We start from the raw sequence: 21,159 nt of genomic DNA, 5'->3' as shown, positions 1-21,159 counted from the left end.
GAGATCTCCTAGAGAAAGGACAATATGCGGACCACGAAAGATGGTCAACTTAAAAATAACATTATACCAGAATTTCATAAATAGATCCGCTTAATTTATGCTCATAAACAAGTCTATGGACATCGAATCAAGAAGAATAAAGAGACATATGTGTATATTTTTTAGATTTGAGATATATTTATTATTCTGACTTTATAAAAAGGGTTTAATAATCCCGAAAAGTGGTTCAAAAGATAGATTGATTCAATATCATCATAGATTTTTATTCAGAAATGATCTTAAGAAATCAATGGTATCAAGAGAGATAAAGGAAGCAATAAGGTTATCGTTAGCAGAGGCGTAGAGCATGCAAAGAGTATGCTCTTGGGGATATGGGAATAAGACAAAAACCACGTTATCTCCATTTAATCCCAGAGGGGATATTGTTGCCTACATGCAAGAATTCGGAGCGGATATTTACGCTAGAGCTCTCATAAAAAGAATTCTTGATTCTTTAGCTTGTGATATCAAAGTGGTTTGTATATATAGCTCTCGTGCTTCTGAGACTTTAATTGGATTCTGGCTCAAGTCATGGAGAAGGCTAGGGGGGGGGAAACTTGGTCATTAAAAAGTCAAGGATTGAGCAAAAAATCTCAGAAAAGGCTTTGCCTTACTGGGAATATCTCATTATTTCTCGTGAAGACTTCCCTCGTGAACTGATCATGTTTCAAAGAATAGGGCGATAAACTGGAGATTTTTTTCAAAACAGTCTCCTCCTCGTCCTTCAGGACGGGGAGGATTTCAATGTCTTTCAGGACGAGGAGGATTTCAATTAAATTTTTCATGACATTAAAATAAGTAAGATTATCTTAGCGTGGCGATGAAAAAGGGTAAGCCAAAGTAGTGTAATCCTTTGGCTTTTGCTTTTCTTCGTTACGGCTTTAATTGAAGCCCATTCTTAACGAATGAGCGTTTTATCTTTTTTGCATCGGTTTCAGGAGTAAACGAGCTCTTTTAATTGCTATTATCCTCCGTATTTTTCTGAGGATAATACAGATCGAACTTGAGAAGAGCCATTTTTTGTGTTTCATCATCTTTAAATTTATATAAAGATTCTATTCTTTTCATCCTGTCCTCTAGGGACTGCGACATTACTGCTTGCATTTCTGCCACATAGTTCAGGAATTCCGGCGACTCCAATACTTTCCTCTCTAGCTCTGGTCGTTCTTTTGCTCTCAGCATGTCCAGTAGGTCCGTGGATTTGGCAGGTCCAGCGGTTGCATTGTTTCCATTTATTCCAGCAGGTCCAACACTTCCAACCACTGGATCAGACTTACAAGATGCACAAGACAAGAAAAGTACAGATAATAAAACAGTGTAATACCGTACTAACATATACATTACCTCCATATTAAAACATAGAATACCCATATATGATCACACAATAAGAATAACAATTAAAAGTAGAACTTATAGTTAATCAAATAAAATTAGTTTAAAACTATATTTTTTTTGCAATTTTTAGTTTTTTTGAATGGAAAGAGAAATAATATTTGCTTTTCTCCTAGATCGTATGAAGAAGTATTTGCGAGGTTCCTTTAATATCGCAAGTTGTATGTATAAAAACGCAAGACTAAGCCATTTAAAAAATATTCAAAATCGATTATTGAAATTTTTCATGCCATTAAAATAAGTAAGATTATCTTAGCGCGGCGATGAAAAAGGGTAAGCCAAAGGTAGTGTAATCCTTTGGCTTTTGCTTTTCTTCTTTACGGCTTTAATTGAAGCCCATTCTTAATGAATGAGCGTTTCATCTTTTTTTGCATCGGTTTCAGGAGTAAACGAGCTCTTTTAATTGCTATTACCCTCCGTATTTTTTCTGATGATAATACAGATTGAACTTGAGAAGAATCATTTTTTGTGTTTCATCCGCCGCTTGATCTATCTAGTCTTTTTGCTACTTTATTGGATTTTTAACGAACCGCTCCCCTATAGAAAAAAACACGGTTGTTTAAGTCGGCTATTAAAGTGTCAATCGGATTCATAAGATCATCACGATTTTTTTCTTCTTGCTTAAAACCGTTTATTTTTTGCTCAAAATCTTGTATCTTTATGTTGATTGGCCTTTAGAGCTTGAGCGTTCCATCAATTCCACTTTTTCCAGCATGTCCAGTCAGGACTGCGGCTTCATTTTTCCCGTCTATTCAGCTAGGTGATGAGCCAACATCAGTACATCCTGAAAATCCATTTCTTCCGTTTGTTTCCGCAGGTTTTCGGCCATTTCGGCCTGCCAATCCGATCTTTCCCCTTTTTTCAGCGGGTCCCGTAGGTAGGTCTGCGGGTCTGTCGGCTCCAGAAGCTGCATTTGCCCCGTCTATTCCATTCATCCCGTCTAGTGCTTGCATTTTTTCCACATAGTCCCGTACTTTCTGCGACTCCAACCGTTTCCTCTCTTTCTCTGGTAGTTCTTTTTCTCTCAGCATGTCCAGTAGTTCCGAGGAATTGGCAGGTCCAGCGGCTCCATTTTTCCCGCCTAATAGGCTAGAATAAAACATCATCGTGTCCCGAAAATCGATTGCGCCCAGTGCTTCCAGTAGTTTAGCGGGTCTGGCAGGTGCAGCGGCTGCATTTGCCTCGTGTATTTTTTTCGCCCCGTATAGTCCAGCGGGTCTGGCAGGTCCAGCGGCTGCATTGTTTCCATTTATCCCAGCAGGTCTCGAACACTTCCAACCACTGGATCAGACTCACAAGATGCACAAGACAAGAAAAGTAAAGATAATAAAACAGTGTAATACCGCATTAACACATACACATTACCTCCATATTAAAATATGGAGTAATCATATATGATCGCACTATAAGAATAACAACCAAAAGTAGAACTTATAGTTAATCAAATAAAATTAGTGTAAAACTATATTTTTTTGCAATTTTTAGTTTTTTGAATGGAAAGAGAAATAATATCTCCTGTTCTCCTAGATCGTATTAAAAAGCGTTTGCGAGGTTCCTTCAATATGGATAGGGAACAAGGGTAAGCCAAAGTTTCCTTTAGCTTGCTTCCGTATCATCCCGCTATGGTAAATACCAATACTTTGATTTTACCTATTCCTGTTTTATTCTATGGTTCATTGTGTCTATGCTTTATTGCATCTGTTATTATTTCTTTTTTGTCCATTAGTAAATTTTTATATGAGATAATAACATTAATTGTTTGTTGGCTGGTTTCCGTTTCGAGCTGTTGATCAGTAGCTATTATGGTAGCAGTGATCGTTTCCTTGATTCTTAGGAGATTCTCTAAAGGAAAATTTTTCACTTCCTTTTCTATGGGATCGTCTGTTTGGGCGTAGAGGAACGTAGAAAGATCTTGAGGATTAGACCAATCAGTAGTAGGCGGAATCTGATGCTTATCGTTTGTTTGGAGATCATTTTCCACGGGTTTTGGTGTTTGTTTTATATTTTGACTATCACTACTAGATTCTTTGGCTTCTTCGATACTTTTGCGAGAAGAGGCGTTTATCATGATTTCTTGAACTGTCTCTTTGGCAGTATTACGAGGTGCAGAGTCTGACTGATCACAGCCATGTAAAATGACAGTTGTTGATAATAGTATGGAAGTTAATGTATTTTTTTGGGGGGGGATCATGGGAAAAATCTTTGGTTTTAATCAGTTAATAAAAATAAATCGTGCCATTCAAACACAATAGAGAAAAGATAACAAGTTATTGCTTATCAGTCCTTAGTGTTATGATGTTCTATCAAGTTGATAGCCTTTGGAAGGTGTGAATTAACTATCCAGTTGCGTAATGCTTTAATAGTTTCCGGAGGCCATTGATCTTTCAATTGATGAGGAGGAATAGGAGGAAATGTCATCAAAGACATATTATAAAACTCTTCTTGATATAGTCTTTTTGCTAAGTTTTGCATTTGAGAAGATTCTTCAGTATCGAGAGCAGGACTGCCTCCGCTAAGAAGATAAAAAGCTGTTTTTTTGGGAAGTAAATTCAAATATCCCTTAGAGTTGATGTTGATAGCCGCTGACATCAATTCTATCCACATTGATATAGGCATATTGAAGCCATGGCTTGGATGTGTGGCTAAACTTTTTGGTGTTTTTGAATTTTGTTTTGGATCTCGAAGAAAATTTTTCCAATTGTGATAGTCACGAAGCCATAAATCATAAGTCATGTATCGCATAAAGCGACTTGAAGTATCTGATCCTTTTAAAAACTTTTCTACTTTTAAAATGAAAGTCGTCAAAATATTTGTGTATTTTCCAAATTGCAAATCAAGATTCCATAGGGCAATACCCGAAAATTCGTGAGGAGAATGTATAAGAGCGGAAAGGGCGATAATTGTACCAAATGAATAACCAAAAAGGATAACGGGTATCTTTTCATATCTTGTGGAGATTAGTGCTCGCAATTTTATCGTATCTTCAACGATTGTTGCCACATCTTTTGGTTGTTGATCAAGAAAATGAGGAGAAATATTTTCAGTCGTTTTTTTGTCGTTATGATAGTCGCAGACGTAAACCACCAAGTTTTCTTCTGCAAGATATCGACAAAAAGAATCACAGTTACCAAAATTTTCTTTTAAACTTTGACAGATGAGTACGGCGCCACGAGGATTTGGTCGTGTTTGATAATAACGATAGGCTATATCGCCTCCCGTTTCATTTTTAAGCCAGTATATTTTTTGTGACATGGAATAAACCTTGTTTTTCTCTTGGATTTAAGAAATAAATCTTTGATAGTATAAAGGACTAACCTAATGAAGATTCTCAATCGTTGATCTGTTAGCATAATTAGCCTAAAACACAATTAAATTTTTATTCAAAGCAGGGTGATCTTATGGCACGCAAGTTTATTTATCATATGTCAAGTCTAAACAAGGTCTTTGGAAATAAGAAGATATTAGATAATATGAACATTTCTTTTTATCCAGATGCGAAAATAGGCATTCTCGGCCCTAATGGTGCAGGGAAATCAACTATTTTGCGGATTATGGCTGGAATTGATAAAGAATATAATGGTGAAGCTTGGTTAGCTACAGGTGCTACGGTTGGTTATTTGCCACAAGAACCACAGTTAGATCCTTCCAAAAAGGTAAAGGAAAATATTTTAGAAAGCGTTGCTCATAAACAAGCCATTCTTAATCGTTACAATGAGGTAATGATGAATTACTCAGATGAGACGGCTGAAGAGGGGGCTAAATTACAAGATACTATTGATAGTCAGGGTCTTTGGGATTTAGAAACCAAAGTTGAAATAGCTATGGAGGCTCTTTGTTGTCCGGATGGTGATTCTTCTATAGAACCTCTTTCTGGAGGAGAAAAGCGTCGCGTTGCACTGTGTCGATTATTGCTTTCTCAGCCGGATCTTTTGTTGCTTGATGAGCCTACTAATCATCTTGATGCTGAAACTATTGCATGGCTGGAAAAATATCTGCGGGAATATGCTGGTGCAGTATTGATGGTTACCCACGATCGATATTTTCTCGATAATGTGACGAGTTGGATTTTGGAAATTGATCGTGGAAAAGGTATTCCTTACCAAGGCAATTATTCTGCATATCTGCAAATAAAAGCAAAGCGTATGGCACAAGAGAATCGAGAGGAAATTTCTCGACAGAAAGCCATAGAACGTGAACGGGAGTGGATTTCTTCTTCTCCAAAAGCACGGCAATCCAAGTCAAAAGCACGCGTTCGTTCTTATGAAGAATTGATAGAATCAGCTTCAGATCGTCATCCTGGAAATGCTCAGATTATTATTCCTGTCGGTCAACGTCTAGGAAAGCTTGTGATTGAAACTCAGAATATATCAAAATCTTATGGTGATTTCAAATTGATTGATAATCTCTCATTTAGTTTGCCTCCTGGGGGAATTGTTGGTGTTATTGGTCCTAATGGAGCAGGTAAAACAACATTGTTTCGTATGCTGACTGGACGTGAACAACCCGATTCTGGTATAATTCGTATTGGGGATACCGTACAACTCAGCTATGTTGATCAAAGTCGCGATTCCTTAAGTGCCGATAAAACAGTTTGGGAAGAAATTTCCGGTGGAGATGATGTTATCAAGCTTGGTAAGTATGAGGTAAATTCTCGTGCCTATTGTGGAGCTTTTAATTTTAAAGGATCGGATCAACAACAGCAGGTAAGTTTGCTATCTGGAGGTCAGCGTGGTCGCGTGCATTTAGCAAAAATTCTCAAAAGCGGCGGAAATGTTATTCTTCTTGATGAACCTACGAATGATTTGGATACGGAAACACTATCTGCCCTCGAAGATGCCTTAGAAAATTTTGCGGGTTGTGCTGTTATTATTAGCCATGATCGTATGTTTTTGGATCGTCTTGCAACCCATATTTTGGCTTTTGAAGGGGATGGTCATGTTGAGTGGTTTGAAGGTAATTTTGCAGATTATGAAAAAGACAAAGCGCGCCGTTTGAGTGGAAATGCAAGCAAATCTCGGCGGATTGTACATAAGCCCTTAAGTATTTAAAATTCTTTTTGGGATGCTTGTATAAGCCATGAAGCTTAAAGTATTGAGGTCAAGATTTCTTTGGTTTTTGAGAATGTAGAGAATAGTAAAATAATATTTTTATCATAACAAAACATCGCTTTCATAATTTTTAGGAAAGAAAATTACCAGCGCTGACGATCACTAAAGATCACAGTGAACACAAATAGAAACTTATAAAAATCGAATACGTAAGTGATTTTGACTCAATTCCTTGGGGGTGTTTCGATTTCCATCCCCCTATAATGTTTCTTGAGAGTTTGTCTGTGGCTATGGACGGTACAATATCTGCAAGCACTGGTTATGAAAGTGCATCTGTATATAAAAAACGAAATACATACGATAATTGCGTTGTCGATCATGAAAACGTAATAGATTCTAGCAATCCTCATTTTTAGAAGTTCATCTGTTGGAAGATATATTACCAAGAAACGCCGTAAAGCTCAGTCCATCCTATCTGTAGCAGTTCATCTATTGGAAGATATATTACCAAAAAAAACGCCGTAAAGATCAATCCATTCAGGGCGGGGATATAAGGCGAAAAGCCCTTGGATTTTTAAAAATCAATCTGGGTTTTTTCTGATATCTTGTCGGAGGAAAAATATTGGCGATCCTCTATAGCTTTCTGCAAAATCTCTTGGATTCCGAAAATTTTTGCAAAATCTCTTGGAGTCCACAAAGCTCCTCTATAGCAATACCGCGTGCAACTATATCGGGTTTATCACGGCGGAGCAATCTGCTTAATGCCCCTTTTAGTTTATTTGCCCTCCAAAAAACCACTCATGCCATTTCGAAATTATGTTTTATATTCTAAATCAAAATAGGAGAGGATAAACAAAGAGTATTTTCAAGTATTTATTGAGGAAAAGACACGTTCGTAGATAGAATCTACGTACTTAGTATGATACGCATAGTCAAATTTTTCACGGATTTCATCCTCCGATAATGCTGCGCGTATGTCAGTATCTGCCAATAATTCTTCAAGAAAAACACTACCATTTTCCCAAACTTTCATCGCATTACGTTGGACAAGTTGATAGGCGTTTTCTCGCGATATACCAGATTGTGTCAAAGCAAGAAGGATGCGTTGAGAGTGAATAAGACCTCTAAATTGTTCAATATTTTTCATCATGTTATTGGGATAAATGACTAGTTCTTCTATCACATTTCTTAAACGGGATAACGCAAAATCAAGATATACGGTCGCATCAGGACCTATAACGCGCTCAACGGCAGAATGTGAAATATCTCTTTCATGCCAAAGTGCTATGTTTTCCATTGCAGGAACTGCATAAGATCGTATTATACGAGCCAATCCTGTTAGGTTTTCCGTTAGAATAGGATTGCGCTTATGCGGCATTGCTGAAGACCCTTTTTGCCCAAGATGGAAAAATTCCTCCACTTCAAGAACCTCAGTGCGCTGAAGATGTCGTATTTCTACAGATAATCGTTCAATAGAAGACGCTATAACACCAAGAGTAGAGAAGTACATCGCATATCGATCACGAGGAATCACCTGCGTAGAAATAGGCTCAGGTTTTAACCCCATCGCTGAAGCAACATGTTGCTCAACGTTTGGATGTATGTTTGCAAAAGTGCCAACAGCACCAGAAATGGCACAGACAGATATCTCTTCGCGGGCATTAATAAGGCGTTGACGACAGCGCGAAAATTCCGCATAAGCTGTGGCTAGCTTGAGTCCAAAGGTTGTAGGTTCAGCATGAATTCCATGAGAACGACCTATGGTTATCGTATGTTTATGTTCGAAAGCACGTTTTTTAAGGCTTTGCAACAATTGATCGAGATCTTTCAAAAGAATATCAGAAGCTCGCATAAGTTGGATATTGAAACATGTATCAAGAACATCGGATGAAGTCATCCCTTGGTGAATAAAACGTGCATCAGGACCAATGATTTCCGCAAGATGTGTGAGGAAGGCAATAACGTCATGCTTGACAACGGTTTCAAGTTCAGTAATACGCCCAATATCAAAAGAGGCATTATTTCCTTTTTCCCAAATAGTTTGTACTGCTTTCTTTGGAATAATGCCAAGATCGGACAGTGCATCACAAGCATGTGCCTCTATCTCAAACCATATCCTGAATTTTGTTTCAGGAGACCAAATAGAAACCATCTCATCTCTAGAATAACGAGGGATCATATTTTAACCAATTATTTGATACCAGGCAACTTATTGCCCAGATTGAACGAAAAAATTAAACACAGCGTATGGCGTATATCTAAAACACTATAAAGCACACCAGAAATGAGTAACAATATAGAGCTTTCATGAACGATACAGCATATCGATCAGCGTATGGGGGGAGGAAGGTAATAGGATATAATAAATCATATATCAAGCTTAAATTCTTTTTGGTAAAAAATCAACGTATAGAAAATAATTCACAACTATAAGATAGAAAATGATATTTTATTGGCTATGTTGATAACACTCTTATCGTCTACTTTGTAATCCCAGAGCTGATGTTTTTAAATCCTGCAAACATATTGTTCTTCATCAATATCTGTCGTAGTATTACAAGTTGTAGCAACTCTCTAAAAAATCTCTTAGATTTTTTTCTTGACGTATGTGTTTTAGATAACTTTCTAGAAAATGATATTTTATTGATTGTTTTGTAATCCTAGGGCTGATGTTTTTAAATCCTGTATACACTCTGCATAGGATCCCTTTTTCTTGTGATTAAAAATTGCTGATCCGGCTACGAATATATTAGCTCCTGTTCGTGCGAGAGATCCAATGTTTTGTGATGTTACGCCTCCATCAACTTCAAGCGCAATAGGGCGTTTATTGATCAAGCTTTTTGCTTGACTGATTTTTGGTATCGTAGATTCAATCAAGCGCTGCCCACCAAATCCAGGATTGACCAACATGATGAGGATAAGATCAACCTCGTCTATAATATGTTCAAGCATGGAAACAGGCGTTGCAGGATTTATTGCTACGCCAGCTCTCTTGCCCATCGCATGAATGGTCTGCAATGAGCGATGGAGATGAGGTGATGCTTCGGCGTGTAAGGTTATGATATCACAACCAGCGTCTGCAAAGACCTGCAGATGAGAATCTACAGATGAAAGCATCAAGTGACAGTCAAAGATAGCATCGCTATATGGTCTCAATGATTTAATAACGTCAGAACCAAAAGAAATATTGGGAACAAAACGCCCATCCATGACATCAAAATGAATTTGTTTGGCGCCAGCTTTGGTTACATTAAGAACTTCTTCACCTAGACGAGAAAAATCTGCAGCAAGAATAGATGGTACAATTCGAATTAAAGAATCCACTAGTTAAACATTGTCCTGATTATACACTAAAAAGGGATTAGAAAACAGCATTTATAACACAATGTAGTTCTATTTTACAATGGATTACTATCGTTTATGAAGACAAAATATATCCCTCCATTCCAAAATATAAGATTTAGATCTTTTTTGCAAACGCACGTAAAAACAACTTAATGATTGCGTGATTTTGAGAATTATCAATTGTTTATAAGTTCTTTTTGCCATTTTTTCAGCAATATACGCAATTGTTATTGCAAGCTAGACAGTGATTGCGGAGCTTTTTCATTATCATTAACGCAACAGGTAATCAATTGAGCTTTTCTTCCTCAGATGAAAGTTTTTTCACTATAAGGAAGATTTATACGCCATGTTCAATATTAAAAAGTGCTTTACGAAACGATGAGTACTTTTTTACCGAGAATTTCTTTGTTTTATCAGTCGTTTTCTTTCGCTAATAGTAAAAAAATCTCTATTTACCCTGATATGATGGATCGAAATATTTTTCTCTTTATGAATTTTTCTTTACAATTTAAGGTGGATATTAAATGCTATACGTTTTAACATACGAAAAGCAAATGGAGTTATTGCGTTTTTTGGATGGATTTTAGTTGAGGATTTGTATGTATGCAAAAAATGCGGAAACACTTTTTTTTATTTTTAGATTTTATTTTGGTAATTCAGTTATTAATGGTCTTATACGATAGTTTTAGAAAAGGAAGCTATCTTGTAATGTGGCATATGTTCCTGACTATTGCTGTTCTTATGTATTTGATTCCATATTGTTTTTATCGATCAGCGTATTTATTAAGAGCGATTATGTGGATGATGGTAATGTCTGAAGTTCTTTACCTTATGGCTTACCGATAAAATTTATCTGCGCAAAATAAAATTGGCTAAGGCTCGATACATCTAGTGTTAGCGATATTCTTCTCTTCGCAATGTGGAAGAGATTATGAGCAGAGAAGGGCTCTTTGCTACTAGGTATCGCTATTGCCAATGTTAGAGGGTCTTCATAGAGATCATTTTGTATAGTCATCGCTCTTCTCTAAGAGCACATGAGAGCCGATTATTCTATGACAATTATAGGATCTCGCCATCCGATATGACGCCATAGAGAGGCGATCTTTTTAGCGATTCGAATAAGATCTACGAGAGTTTCTTGCGTTTTTAGAAAGTGTTGAGACGAATCGGGTTCATAACGCTCAATATAGATACGAAGAGTTTTTTTATCTGTATCTGTTCCTGTTCCGGAAATGCGGTATATTATCCTTGCAAATCCTTCGAATAAAATTCGTATACCTTGTTGATCGCTTATAGTTTCGTCAATAGGATCTTTATAGGAGAATTCATCGATTCCTTCTACTTTTATTCCAGAAATATAACTGCCCGTTAAACTATCGATCTGCGAACGTAGGTTATCCATTAAAAGTTGTGCATTTTTTGCGGGAATATTGGGATAATCGTGTCTTGTATAATAATTTCGTCCATAAGTAGCCCAATGTTTGCGAACAATATCCAGAAGGCTTTCTCCTCGCACAGCAAGGATATTGAGCCAAAATAAGATAGCCCATAGACCATCCTTTTCACGGGAATGATGAGATCCTGTCCCAAAACTTTCTTCTCCACAAATCGTCATTATACCAGCATCAAGGAGATTATTAAAAAATTTCCAACCAGTAGGTGTTTCAAAAAGTTGAAGTTCAAGCTTTTCGGCAACGCGATCAAGAGCCATACTGGTAGGCATTGAACGTGCTACGCCCACCAAATCATTGGAATAACCAGGAACTAAGCCAGCATTGGCAACCATAATAGCCAAACTATCAGATGGATTGACAAATATTCCTTTGCCAAGAATCATGTTGCGATCGCCATCTCCATCACAAGCTGCTCCAAAATCAGGAGCATCCTCTTTCATCATGCTATCATAAAGATCTCTAGCATGAAACAGGTTAGGATCCGGATGGCACCCTCCAAAATCTTCCAATGGGATAAAATTACGCACTGATCCAGAAGGAGCGCCAAGTTTTTTTTCTAGTATTTCCTTCGCATAAGGACCCGTAACAGCATTCATGCAATCAATATCTATACGAAATCCAAAACTAACAAGTTTTCGAATTGATTCAAAATCAAACAGACTTTCCATTAATGCGATATAATCTTCAAGCGGATCAATGATTGATATAATCGTATTAGCGAGTTTTTTTGTTCCAATATTGTCAATATCTATGTCATCAACTTGCATGATCTTATAAGAAGTGATTTTAAGTGATGATTCAAAAATATTATCTGTTACTTTTCTTGGAGCCGAGCCACCATTGCTGGCGTTATACTTTATCCCGAAATCTTCCTTGGCACCACCAGGATTATGTGAAGCCGAGAGGATAATACCTCCAAACGCTTTGTATTTGCGAATAATGTGAGAGGTAGCAGGGGTTGAAAGAATTCCCCCTTTTCCAATCATTATCCGATTCAAGCCATTGGCTGCTGCCATTTTAATGATTTTTTGTATCACGATACGATTATAGAAGCGTCCATCACCACCTATAATGAGTGTTTTATCCGTACAATTATCTAGAGTATCAAAAATTGCTTGTAGGAAATTTTCTACGTAGTTCTTTTGTTGAAATACAGAGACTTTTCTACGCAATCCTGATGTGCCAAAATTTTGATCTTGATAAGGAACAGTAGGAACCGTAAGGGGAGTCGGAGCTATGATAGATGACATGGATACGTTGCTCTATTCAGACATCAAATGATTCACGTAGTACCAGAAGGATGCTTTTTTGGCATTTATAAGGAGGAATCGAAACATAAATCATGTCCTCTAAAATCAATGGCTATCCCGATTTCTATAAAAAAACTACAGTAATCGCTTTCAAGCTTTATAAATAAGACCACTTAATAAAACAAAGGCAATGCCTTTTAAAAATACAGCAATAACATTCGTAGTATGTAGCATATAGCAATCAGATCCAGAGAAAAAAAATATGTTTTTTAAAAAGAACCATACCACATGCATAACCACGATAGAGAAGTGAATATAATCAAGCATCTCTCTATTTGCAAGGGTGCCTATAATAATGGATATGGTTTGTTCTAACTTATAAAGAATATTTTTTATAAACTAAAAACTATCCCGCATAAGGAGAAACAAGAAAAATTTATCTAATGGCGGAAAAAGAGAAAATATAATGAATATTGGTGAAATACGATAAAATGCAAAAGTCCCTTGCTAATTTTATCAGCGTTTAAAGGGTAGCGTCTTCTCCATCAAAATCCAAAAGGCAAGAACGACTATTACCGTCGAAAACTTTCCGGGCATCTCATTGATCTCCTTGAAATAACGACTACAGGTAAAGACACCTTTTTGTAAGTCTTGAAAACTCTTCAATGGACGCGAAATGATTAAGTGCATAGTTTATGGAAAAGGCTAAAAAGAAGGAGTGAACAAATCGTCTCATGGCGTCAAAAATAATATGCTATCCTCTTCTTTGAAGCAGGAGGCAACGACACATGACTTAATAGTTGTATACGGACGGAAAATCACAGGACAAGCAAAGCATATACCAAAGGAGCGGATCGCATAAGCCTAGGGTATCAAGACGCCTAGACGTATGAATTCTTCTTTGCGCATGTCCTTTTCTTTTGATAATCCCGAACCTTCAAAAAAGCCAAGGGAGTATATCAAAAAACACAGTTAAATCATATGCTTGATAAAATTTTAACAACAACAGAATATTGTTATCCTGTGAAGGAAGGAAATAGAGCATCAAACAATGTTTTCTTCAAAGATTACATTTGTTCTAGATTATCAATCATACGTTCTATGGTTTTTAATCCTTTATTCCAAAATCCTGGATCAGAAAGATTAATGCCAAGGGGAGAAAGCAATTCTGAATGGTGTTTTGAGCTTCCTGCACGTAAAATATTAAGGTATTTTTCCTGAAAACCATCAATAGTATTGCTTTTATATATTTCGTACAGTGAATTAACGAGACAATTCCCGAATGCATAAGAATAGACATAAAAGGAAGAGTTTATAAAGTGCGGCACCATCATCCAGGTATTGTCATAACCCGAATCATCAAGAATGAAAGCAGGTCCAAGGGTTTCCTTTTGAGTTTCAAGCCAGATCTCGTTTATTCTTTCCATAGGGAGATTACCAGTAGATCGACGTTCCGTATGTACTCTTACTTCAAAATCGTAAAAAGCGATTTGACGTGTAATACTACTCAATGAATCTTCAATTTTATGAGCTAAAAAGAGTTTGCGTTCTTGCTCATTAGAAACTTTTTTCATTAAGGAATCAAAGATCAATGCTTCGCCAAAAATAGAAGCGGTTTCCGCTAATGTTAGTGGAGCATCACACATGAGAACACCTTGTGTTTCCGCTGACAAACATTGATGAATACCATGACCAAGCTCATGTGCTAATGTCATAACATCCCGCCATTCTCCTGCATAATTAAGGGAGATATATGGATGAGACGATGGAGTGGTGCCATGCGAAAATGCACCGGATCCTTTCCCATCATATTGTGGGGCATCAATCCAGTTGTTAGCAAAAAACTTCTCCGCAATTTTTGCCATTTGAGGAGAAAATTGAGCATATGCAGCAAGATTAATTTCGCGCGCCGTCTCAAAAGAAATGACAGATTGCGGTGATTCTGGTAAAGGAGCAGAACGATCCCAAAAACGCATTTTTTCTAAATTCAGCCATTTCGCTTTCAGGGCATAATATCTGTGTGACAAGCGTGGATAGGAATCTTTCACTGCCTTAGTAAGAGATTCTACAACTTGGGATTCTACATCATTTTGTAGGTGACGGCTATCGGCAATATTTTCATATTTTCGCCAGCGATCACAGATCTCCTGATCTTGAGCAAGAGTATTCATAATAAAAGAAAAGATGTGCCCACTTTTTTCGAATGTTTTGGACATTGCTTTTCCGGATGCTTCACGGATATTCCTATCAGGACTTCTCAGAAGATTTAATGTTTTTTCAAGGGATAATTTTTGATCGTTTACATTAAAACGGAGAGATTCGGAGGTTTCAAAAAAGAAACGTCTCAACGCTTCTGATCCAGTTTGAGAAGTATCAGAAAAGAGACATTCAAGCTCATCTGGCAATAAATGATTCTTAAATTTTCGAATATTTTTTATCCAAGGATCATACTTTAGAGTAAGGGGATCTTGGAAAGAAGACTTTTCAAGGAGGCTGTTGTCAAGCTTATTGATTTCCAACGTGAAAAAAATAAGCCGATTACTAAGATCAGTCAATTTCGCCATCGTATCTACATAAAATTTACTGATTTCAGGACTAGATAAATGACAGCTATGGAGCAATTGGGCATAAGAAAAAACGCGAACACTGAGATCAACAAGTCTCTCATATTCAGATATGGCTGCACCTAATCCACTGTAATCAGTTCGAGTTGCCGAATCTGCTATATTTCCTTTCCAACGTTCTCTGAAAGCCAAAGTTTCGTGATCAATACGCTCAATATCATTCAAAATTTCCGGACAATTATGGGATGGATAAAGATCTTGAAGATTCCAGCGAGGAAGATTTCCTAAATCTTTTTCGGAATTCTTTTCCGTACACTCATCAGCAGGTGCAGGCGAATATGTTATTTGCCCAGAATGATGAAAAACGAATTTTGGGGATAAGTGCATAATCATTTTATTATCCTAAAAAAATCGAGGGAAATCGAAACGGATTCACTTTGAAAAATGTGATACATATTGAGCTTCACAGGTTTATCAGAAAAAAAATCCTTTAAAATTGAGATATTAAACCACATAAGATTTTTAACTTATGATGGCAAACTTATATATAAACATATTTTTCAATAAAAATAGGAAAATATGCTTAAAAACAGGAATAAAGCAACACTCATTTTAGACAAAGATTATAAATAATGCAAGTTTATCAAGTAACTTATAAATATAATATTCTTATTACGGATAATTTGCAGAAATCTTGCGATTTAATATATAGTCCAAAAACTAATATTAGTGCTGTTTTTCTAGGGCACATTCACATAATAATATACTTTTCAACAAAACGGAGGAAAATATGCTCAAAAATATGAGCAAAACGGTACTCATTTTAGACAAAGATTGCGAACAATGCATGGCTATCAAGATTCTTATGGAATCTTGTAAATACGATGTTCTCATTGCGGATGACTTGCAGAAGTCTTTTGATTTTTTGTGTAGTCCAAATACAAATATAAATGTCATTTTTCTCAGTCTTGTAGGATTTGGAGAAGCGGGCATTTTTGCTTTGAAACAAATTGTGGAAATTATGCCCAATATACCAGTTATTGTGCAAACGAATCAGGATGATTTCAAACAGGTTTTTCTTTCTCTTCAAAACAGAGCTTTTGGATTTGTTTTTAAACCACTGTCGGCGGAACAAATTATCTTTTCTATAAAAATAGCTATGGAAATTCATAATTATTATCCAATACGCGAAGTATCAGAGCTTGATTCTATAATTGCGGTAAGTCCTGCAATGATTCAGACAATGGCTTTGGCGCGCAAAGCTGCTGAGTGTAGTACTCCTATTATTATTAAGGGGGAATTCGGAGTCGGCAAGAGGATGCTAGCGCATGCTATCCATGCTTCTGGACCGCGTGCCTCTTTTCCTTTTATAACAGTAAATTGTAGAGTCATTGAACAGGATAAAATGGAGAAAATTTTGTTTGGTGGAACAAATTTATGTGACGAAAATTGCATGCAATACTTTGGAAAATTTATTGAAGCAAATGGAGGAACTCTCTTTATAGAAGAACCGAATAGATTGTCTCTGGAAATACAAGAAAAGCTTTTGCGTGTTATTGAAACGAGAGAAATTAAATCAGTTTATTCCCGTAATATCTTCAAATTAGATGTCCGTCTTATTTTTTCAACAAGAGAAAGTTTGATTGAAGAAGCAAAAACAGATAATTTTCGTCAAGATCTCTACTACAAAATTAGTTCTTTTCCGATAATGTTTCCTGCATTGCGTAGGCGTCGTGAAGATATTCCATATCTTGTACGTTCTTTTGTGCAGCGTTTTTGTAGGCAATATAAAATCAATTATATAAATTGTTCATCAGAAGCATTAGCTGCGTTAATGGATTATAATTGGTCCGGCAATGTTCGAGAACTTGAGAATGTTGTATTGCGATCAATACTTTGCAGTAAGAATTTTCAGGTGACAGGTAGTGATGTTATTCCTTTCTTGTTTTGTGAAAAAAATGGAGAAGAGAAGAAGTCTTTGGATGATGAAGATAATATTAATGATCAGAATCAAGGTGTTAAAGGAAATATTGTCGCTATTGATTGTGGTGGAGAAATACGTCGCTTGTCTGACATTGAAAAAGAAATGATTGAATTGGCAATGGAGCTGTATCAATCGCAGATGAGTGAGGTTGCTAGAAGGCTTGGTATAGGTCGTTCTACTCTTTATCGTAAGCTTAAAGAATATGATTTGGATATTGAGAATCAATTCGAGATATCAAAATTTAAAGAGCCATTATGACAAGGATTGTGACTTTTAGGACAAGAATTTTGACTTTAATTTTGAAGAATTCATAGGATACTTGTCTGCGATCAATGAAAGGGATTTAATGTTTATTGGTTGGTTATATTCTTTTTCTTGATCGTCCTTATTTCTACTTTATGCATTCATTGATAACTGCGCCAATAAACGTGCAAAGAATTGTTTTTGAGGCAAAGAATAGACGATAGGAAACATGTCTGAGAAAGGATTTTGTGAATATGTTATGTCGTTTCAATAATTCTAAAAATTCTGATGGGAAAAAACAGGAACAGACAATTTTTATAAACGATTCAATCAAGGATTGAAATCATGGAGACAAAGTAGCTCTCATAAGTTTTAATGTATAGCCAAATCCTTTATCGTTTTCCCAGTTTTTCTAAGGGATTTTCATTCTTGAATGAGGATATCAAGGATGATTTGGAGTATAATTTTTTTTCAAACAGGGATCTTTATTCAAGAGGCAGTAAGTGGCGAATGAGGAAACTCAGCGCGATGGGTTTTGTAACGGGATTATTAGGGGTTCCTGAAAAGTTTCATTCCAGTATCAACATTTGTGCGATAATATCCATATAGGTAGCTTTATTGGTATGTTTTCCTTTGTGAAATATTCTAGATATTGAAGTTCAAACTCTACGTTATTGAGGGAATAAAGCACGCGGGTTTTTTTAATATACGGTTGAAAAATAGGCTAAGAGATAAAATATATTCTGGAAAATTGATTGAAGCGATTGCTTGATTAATGTAATACAGTTTTAAACCTTTGTGACCATAGTTTGCAGATGTTCTTTCGTGTAAATGTATTGGCCCAAGGAAAGAAATGATTTGGCGGGATACTTGGGGAAAATATGAGGTTTTTGGATTGATTGCAGATAAGCTTGGATTTGCTTTATTTATATCTTGCTAAAGGGGATTTTGATGACGTCAAGCATTCGCCCTCTTGTTATGGGAAATTGGAAAATGCATGGGCTGCGTGTATCTCTTGCGATAGTTGAGAAGATCGTTCAGTTCATAGATAATTATAGTCGTTGTGTCGATGTTGTCGTTTGTCCTCCAACAACGCTTACTTATTTGGCGTCTCGTCTTTGCGAAAAATCTTCGTTAATGATTGGAGCGCAAGATTGTCATGTTGATGAATATGGCGCTTATACGGGAGATATTTCAGCGAATATGCTTGCTGATTGTGGAGCAAGTTTTGCGATTTTAGGGCATTCAGAACGGCGTATTGGTCATCGGGAAACCTGTGCAATAGTGCAAGCCAAGGTAAAAGTTGCTTGTAGGATTGGGCTTGTGCCTGTAGTATGCATTGGTGAGACAGCAGACGATTATCGCTCTGGTCGAACCCTTGAGATCTTACAAGAGCAATTAGAATGTAGTTTGCCTGATGAATTTGGGATCGCGAGTTCTGTTATTGCCTATGAGCCCGTTTGGGCAATTGGTACAGGGCTTGTTCCTTCTGGTATTGAGCTTGAAAAGATTCATTCTTTTATTCGTCGGGTTTTATTAGGTCGTTTTGCTGAACAAGGTCAGGGGATGCGTATTTTATACGGGGGATCAGTGAATGTTTCTAACGTGAATGAGTTGTTGTCTATTGATAATATAAATGGTGTATTGGTGGGTGGAGCTAGTCTTAAGGATCAAGCCTTTATAAAGATTATTGAGGATTTTGGTTATGCATATGCTGATTCTTATCAATAAAATTGTATTTTGAAGCGATAGCATGGCATACTCTCTTTTTTGTTTGCAAGTTATGAATGGAATTTTTTAATGCAAATGTTTGTTATTATTTTACACCTATTGGTCGTCATTGGATTGGTATGTATTGTTCTGATTCAGCCTTCTGAGAGCAATGCTTTTGATACGACTTCTCCTTCTCGTTTTATGTCTGTTCGTAGTTCTGCTAATACACTGGTGCGGATTACCGCAATTCTTGCTGCTTTTTTCTTCCTCACTTCTATCGCTTTAGCTGTCTTATCACGGTACACCGCACTACAATATAGAGACATGTTCCATCGGCCTGTGACTAATTCTACGCTACAATCACCAATAGAAAAAGATCGTTCTCTCATGCCACCTTCTTCTGTGAGTGAGTGAGTGGTTAGTGGGCATATGTTTGCAGGATTTCTAGATTTCAATTGTTGGTTACTGTTTTCCTCTATAAGCAAAATGAGATTATCAGTATATAGGTGTTGCGAATAGGTTCTCCATGGTTAGATATGTTTTTATAACCGGTGGAGTTGTATCTTCTCTGGGAAAAGGTGTAGCTGCTGCCTCTCTAAGTGCATTGCTACAGGCTCGTGGGTATAAAGTTCGGATACGAAAACTTGATCCTTACTTGAATGTAGATCCCGGTACGATGAGTCCGATTCAGCATGGTGAGGTTTTTGTTACTGATGATGGTGCTGAAACCGATCTAGATCTTGGTCATTATGAGCGTTTTACGGGTATTTCGGCTACAAGTGCAGATAATATCACTACTGGGCGTATTTACAAAAATATTATAGATAAGGAACGTCGAGGTGATTATCTCGGTGCAACTGTGCAAATTATTCCTCATGTTACGAATGAGATAAAGGAATTTATCGTCAAAGGAAATGAGGATGTTGATTTTGTAATCTGTGAGATAGGTGGTACTGTTGGTGATATTGAAGCCATGCCTTTTATTGAGGCAATTCGGCAGCTTGGTAATGAATTATCGAGCAGTGGTAGCAAGGCTGTGTATGTTCATGTCACTCTTATGCCGTATATTTCTTCGGCTGGTGAACTCAAGACAAAACCTACTCAATATTCAGTAAAAGAATTGCAAGCTCTTGGCATTCATCCAGATGTTTTACTGGTGCGTGTTGATCGAGATATACCTGAAGCAGAACGTCGTAAGCTATCATTATTTTGTAACGTTTCGATGGAATCTGTTATTCAGGCGCGCAATGTTGATGATATATATCAAATTCCCATTACATATCATCGCGAGGGGATGGATAATGCAGTTTTGAACTGCCTCGGTATTAAAAATATTCATCCGCTTCAACTTGAAAATTGGAAAAGAATCTGTCAACAGATTCTTTCTTTGAAATATGAGGTGAAGATTGCTGTTGTTGGTAAGTATACAGGGCTTAAAGATGCTTATCGATCTCTTATAGAAGCGTTGCGTCATGGTGGTATCAGCAATAATACAGAGGTCAAGTTATTGTGGATTGAGGCAGAAGTTCTCGAAAAAGAAGATCCTGCCATTCACCTTAGCGATGTTCATGGTATTCTCGTCCCTGGAGGTTTTGGTAAGCGTGGTTCTGAAGGAAAGATTGTTGCAGCCAAGTTCGCACGTGTAAATAAAATACCGTATCTTGGTATTTGTTTTGGTATGCAGATAGCTGTTGTGGAGGCAGCCCGTAATCTTGCTGGCATGAAAAATGCTTCTTCTGCTGAATTATGTAAAAAAGGTGAGCCTGTCATTGCGGCTATGAATGAATGGATGAAGGGAGATCATCTGGAAACTCGTTCAGAATCGGATAATTTAGGGGCAACAATGCGGTTAGGGGCTTATGATATATCTCTAAAGGAAGAAACACTTATTTCTAAAATTTATGGTTCCAGTCGGATAACAGAGCGTCATCGGCATCGTTATGAGGTTAATCTGGATTATAAGAAAAAATTAGAAGATTGTGGTTTGGTGTTTTCGGGTTTTTCTACGGATAACGTCTTGCCTGAGGTCATAGAGTATGCTGATCATCCCTGGTTTATAGGAGTTCAGTATCATCCTGAATTGAAGAGTCGTCCTTTAGATCCTCATCCTCTTTTTACGAGTTTTAT

Annotated in this window: 16 protein-coding genes; 7 read left to right on the top strand and 9 right to left on the bottom strand. The window is 36.9% G+C overall.

Translation table 11 applies throughout. The features are described from left to right. Positions 1-346: 346 nt before the first annotated feature. A complete protein-coding gene (locus H0G72_RS01945; RefSeq protein ID WP_182017081.1) occupies positions 347-607 on the top strand; it encodes a hypothetical protein in 261 nt (86 codons plus the stop codon). 386 nt (positions 608-993) lie between these two features. On the opposite strand, the gene H0G72_RS01940 is transcribed toward H0G72_RS01945, so the two are convergent. Both H0G72_RS01940 and H0G72_RS01935 read right to left on the bottom strand, forming a co-directional pair. Next, a complete protein-coding gene (locus tag H0G72_RS01940) occupies positions 994-1,374 on the bottom strand; it encodes a hypothetical protein (RefSeq protein ID WP_182017079.1) in 381 nt (126 codons plus the stop codon). Positions 1,375-2,183: 809 nt separating this feature from the next. Then, positions 2,184-2,537: a hypothetical protein gene (locus tag H0G72_RS01935; protein WP_182017077.1), complete on the bottom strand. Its 354-nt coding sequence runs from the start codon at positions 2,535-2,537 to the stop codon at positions 2,184-2,186. A 1-nt stretch (position 2,538) separates the two neighbouring features. Here H0G72_RS01935 and H0G72_RS01930 point away from each other — a divergent pair, with 1 nt between their 5' ends. Then, entirely contained in the window at positions 2,539-2,829 is a 291-nt protein-coding gene (locus H0G72_RS01930) for a hypothetical protein (RefSeq protein WP_182017075.1), read from the top strand. 268 nt (positions 2,830-3,097) lie between these two features. Here H0G72_RS01930 and H0G72_RS01925 read toward each other — a convergent pair whose 3' ends face one another. Continuing rightward, a complete protein-coding gene (locus H0G72_RS01925) occupies positions 3,098-3,622 on the bottom strand; it encodes a hypothetical protein (RefSeq protein WP_182017073.1) in 525 nt (174 codons plus the stop codon). A gap of 86 nt (positions 3,623-3,708) precedes the next feature. Next, positions 3,709-4,683: an alpha/beta hydrolase gene (locus H0G72_RS01920; RefSeq protein ID WP_182017071.1), complete on the bottom strand. Its 975-nt coding sequence runs from the start codon at positions 4,681-4,683 to the stop codon at positions 3,709-3,711. 146 nt (positions 4,684-4,829) lie between these two features. Here H0G72_RS01920 and ettA point away from each other — a divergent pair, with 146 nt between their 5' ends. After that, positions 4,830-6,479, top strand: a complete 1,650-nt coding sequence (gene ettA, locus H0G72_RS01915) for an energy-dependent translational throttle protein EttA (RefSeq protein ID WP_182017069.1) — start codon at positions 4,830-4,832, stop codon at positions 6,477-6,479. Between the two features lie 865 nt (positions 6,480-7,344). Here the strand turns inward: ettA and purB are convergent. The 5 genes from purB to H0G72_RS01890 form a co-directional block, all read right to left on the bottom strand. Beyond that, positions 7,345-8,658, bottom strand: coding sequence for an adenylosuccinate lyase (purB, locus tag H0G72_RS01910; protein WP_182017067.1), 1,314 nt, complete (start codon positions 8,656-8,658; stop codon positions 7,345-7,347). Between the two features lie 461 nt (positions 8,659-9,119). Further along, positions 9,120-9,803, bottom strand: coding sequence for a ribulose-phosphate 3-epimerase (rpe, locus tag H0G72_RS01905; RefSeq protein ID WP_182017065.1), 684 nt, complete (start codon positions 9,801-9,803; stop codon positions 9,120-9,122). Between the two features lie 850 nt (positions 9,804-10,653). After that, positions 10,654-10,839, bottom strand: coding sequence for a hypothetical protein (locus H0G72_RS01900; RefSeq protein WP_182017063.1), 186 nt, complete (start codon positions 10,837-10,839; stop codon positions 10,654-10,656). Between the two features lie 30 nt (positions 10,840-10,869). Continuing rightward, the gene (locus H0G72_RS01895) at positions 10,870-12,528 is read right to left on the bottom strand and encodes an alpha-D-glucose phosphate-specific phosphoglucomutase (protein WP_182017061.1); all 1,659 of its coding nucleotides are present in this window, start codon (positions 12,526-12,528) and stop codon (positions 10,870-10,872) included. A gap of 1,067 nt (positions 12,529-13,595) precedes the next feature. Continuing rightward, on the bottom strand, positions 13,596-15,485 hold the full coding sequence (locus H0G72_RS01890) for a M3 family oligoendopeptidase (RefSeq protein WP_259345095.1): 1,890 nt from the start codon (positions 15,483-15,485) through the stop codon (positions 13,596-13,598). 409 nt (positions 15,486-15,894) lie between these two features. Here H0G72_RS01890 and H0G72_RS01885 point away from each other — a divergent pair, with 409 nt between their 5' ends. The 4 genes from H0G72_RS01885 to H0G72_RS01870 form a co-directional block, all read left to right on the top strand. After that, positions 15,895-17,334, top strand: a complete 1,440-nt coding sequence (locus tag H0G72_RS01885) for a sigma-54-dependent transcriptional regulator (RefSeq protein ID WP_259345094.1) — start codon at positions 15,895-15,897, stop codon at positions 17,332-17,334. A gap of 936 nt (positions 17,335-18,270) precedes the next feature. After that, positions 18,271-19,050: a triose-phosphate isomerase gene (gene tpiA, locus H0G72_RS01880; RefSeq protein ID WP_182017057.1), complete on the top strand. Its 780-nt coding sequence runs from the start codon at positions 18,271-18,273 to the stop codon at positions 19,048-19,050. Between the two features lie 69 nt (positions 19,051-19,119). Next, positions 19,120-19,446: a preprotein translocase subunit SecG gene (gene secG / locus H0G72_RS01875; RefSeq protein ID WP_182017055.1), complete on the top strand. Its 327-nt coding sequence runs from the start codon at positions 19,120-19,122 to the stop codon at positions 19,444-19,446. A gap of 112 nt (positions 19,447-19,558) precedes the next feature. Next, positions 19,559-21,159 (top strand): CTP synthase (locus H0G72_RS01870; RefSeq protein WP_182017053.1); only part of this gene is annotated, 1,601 nt, incomplete at its 3' end.

The sequence above is a fragment of the Candidatus Liberibacter sp. genome (assembly GCF_014048425.1).
Lineage (GTDB): Bacteria > Pseudomonadota > Alphaproteobacteria > Rhizobiales > Rhizobiaceae > Liberibacter.
Note: the sequence above shows the minus strand (reverse complement) of the source record. Positions and strands in the feature narration are given on the sequence as shown.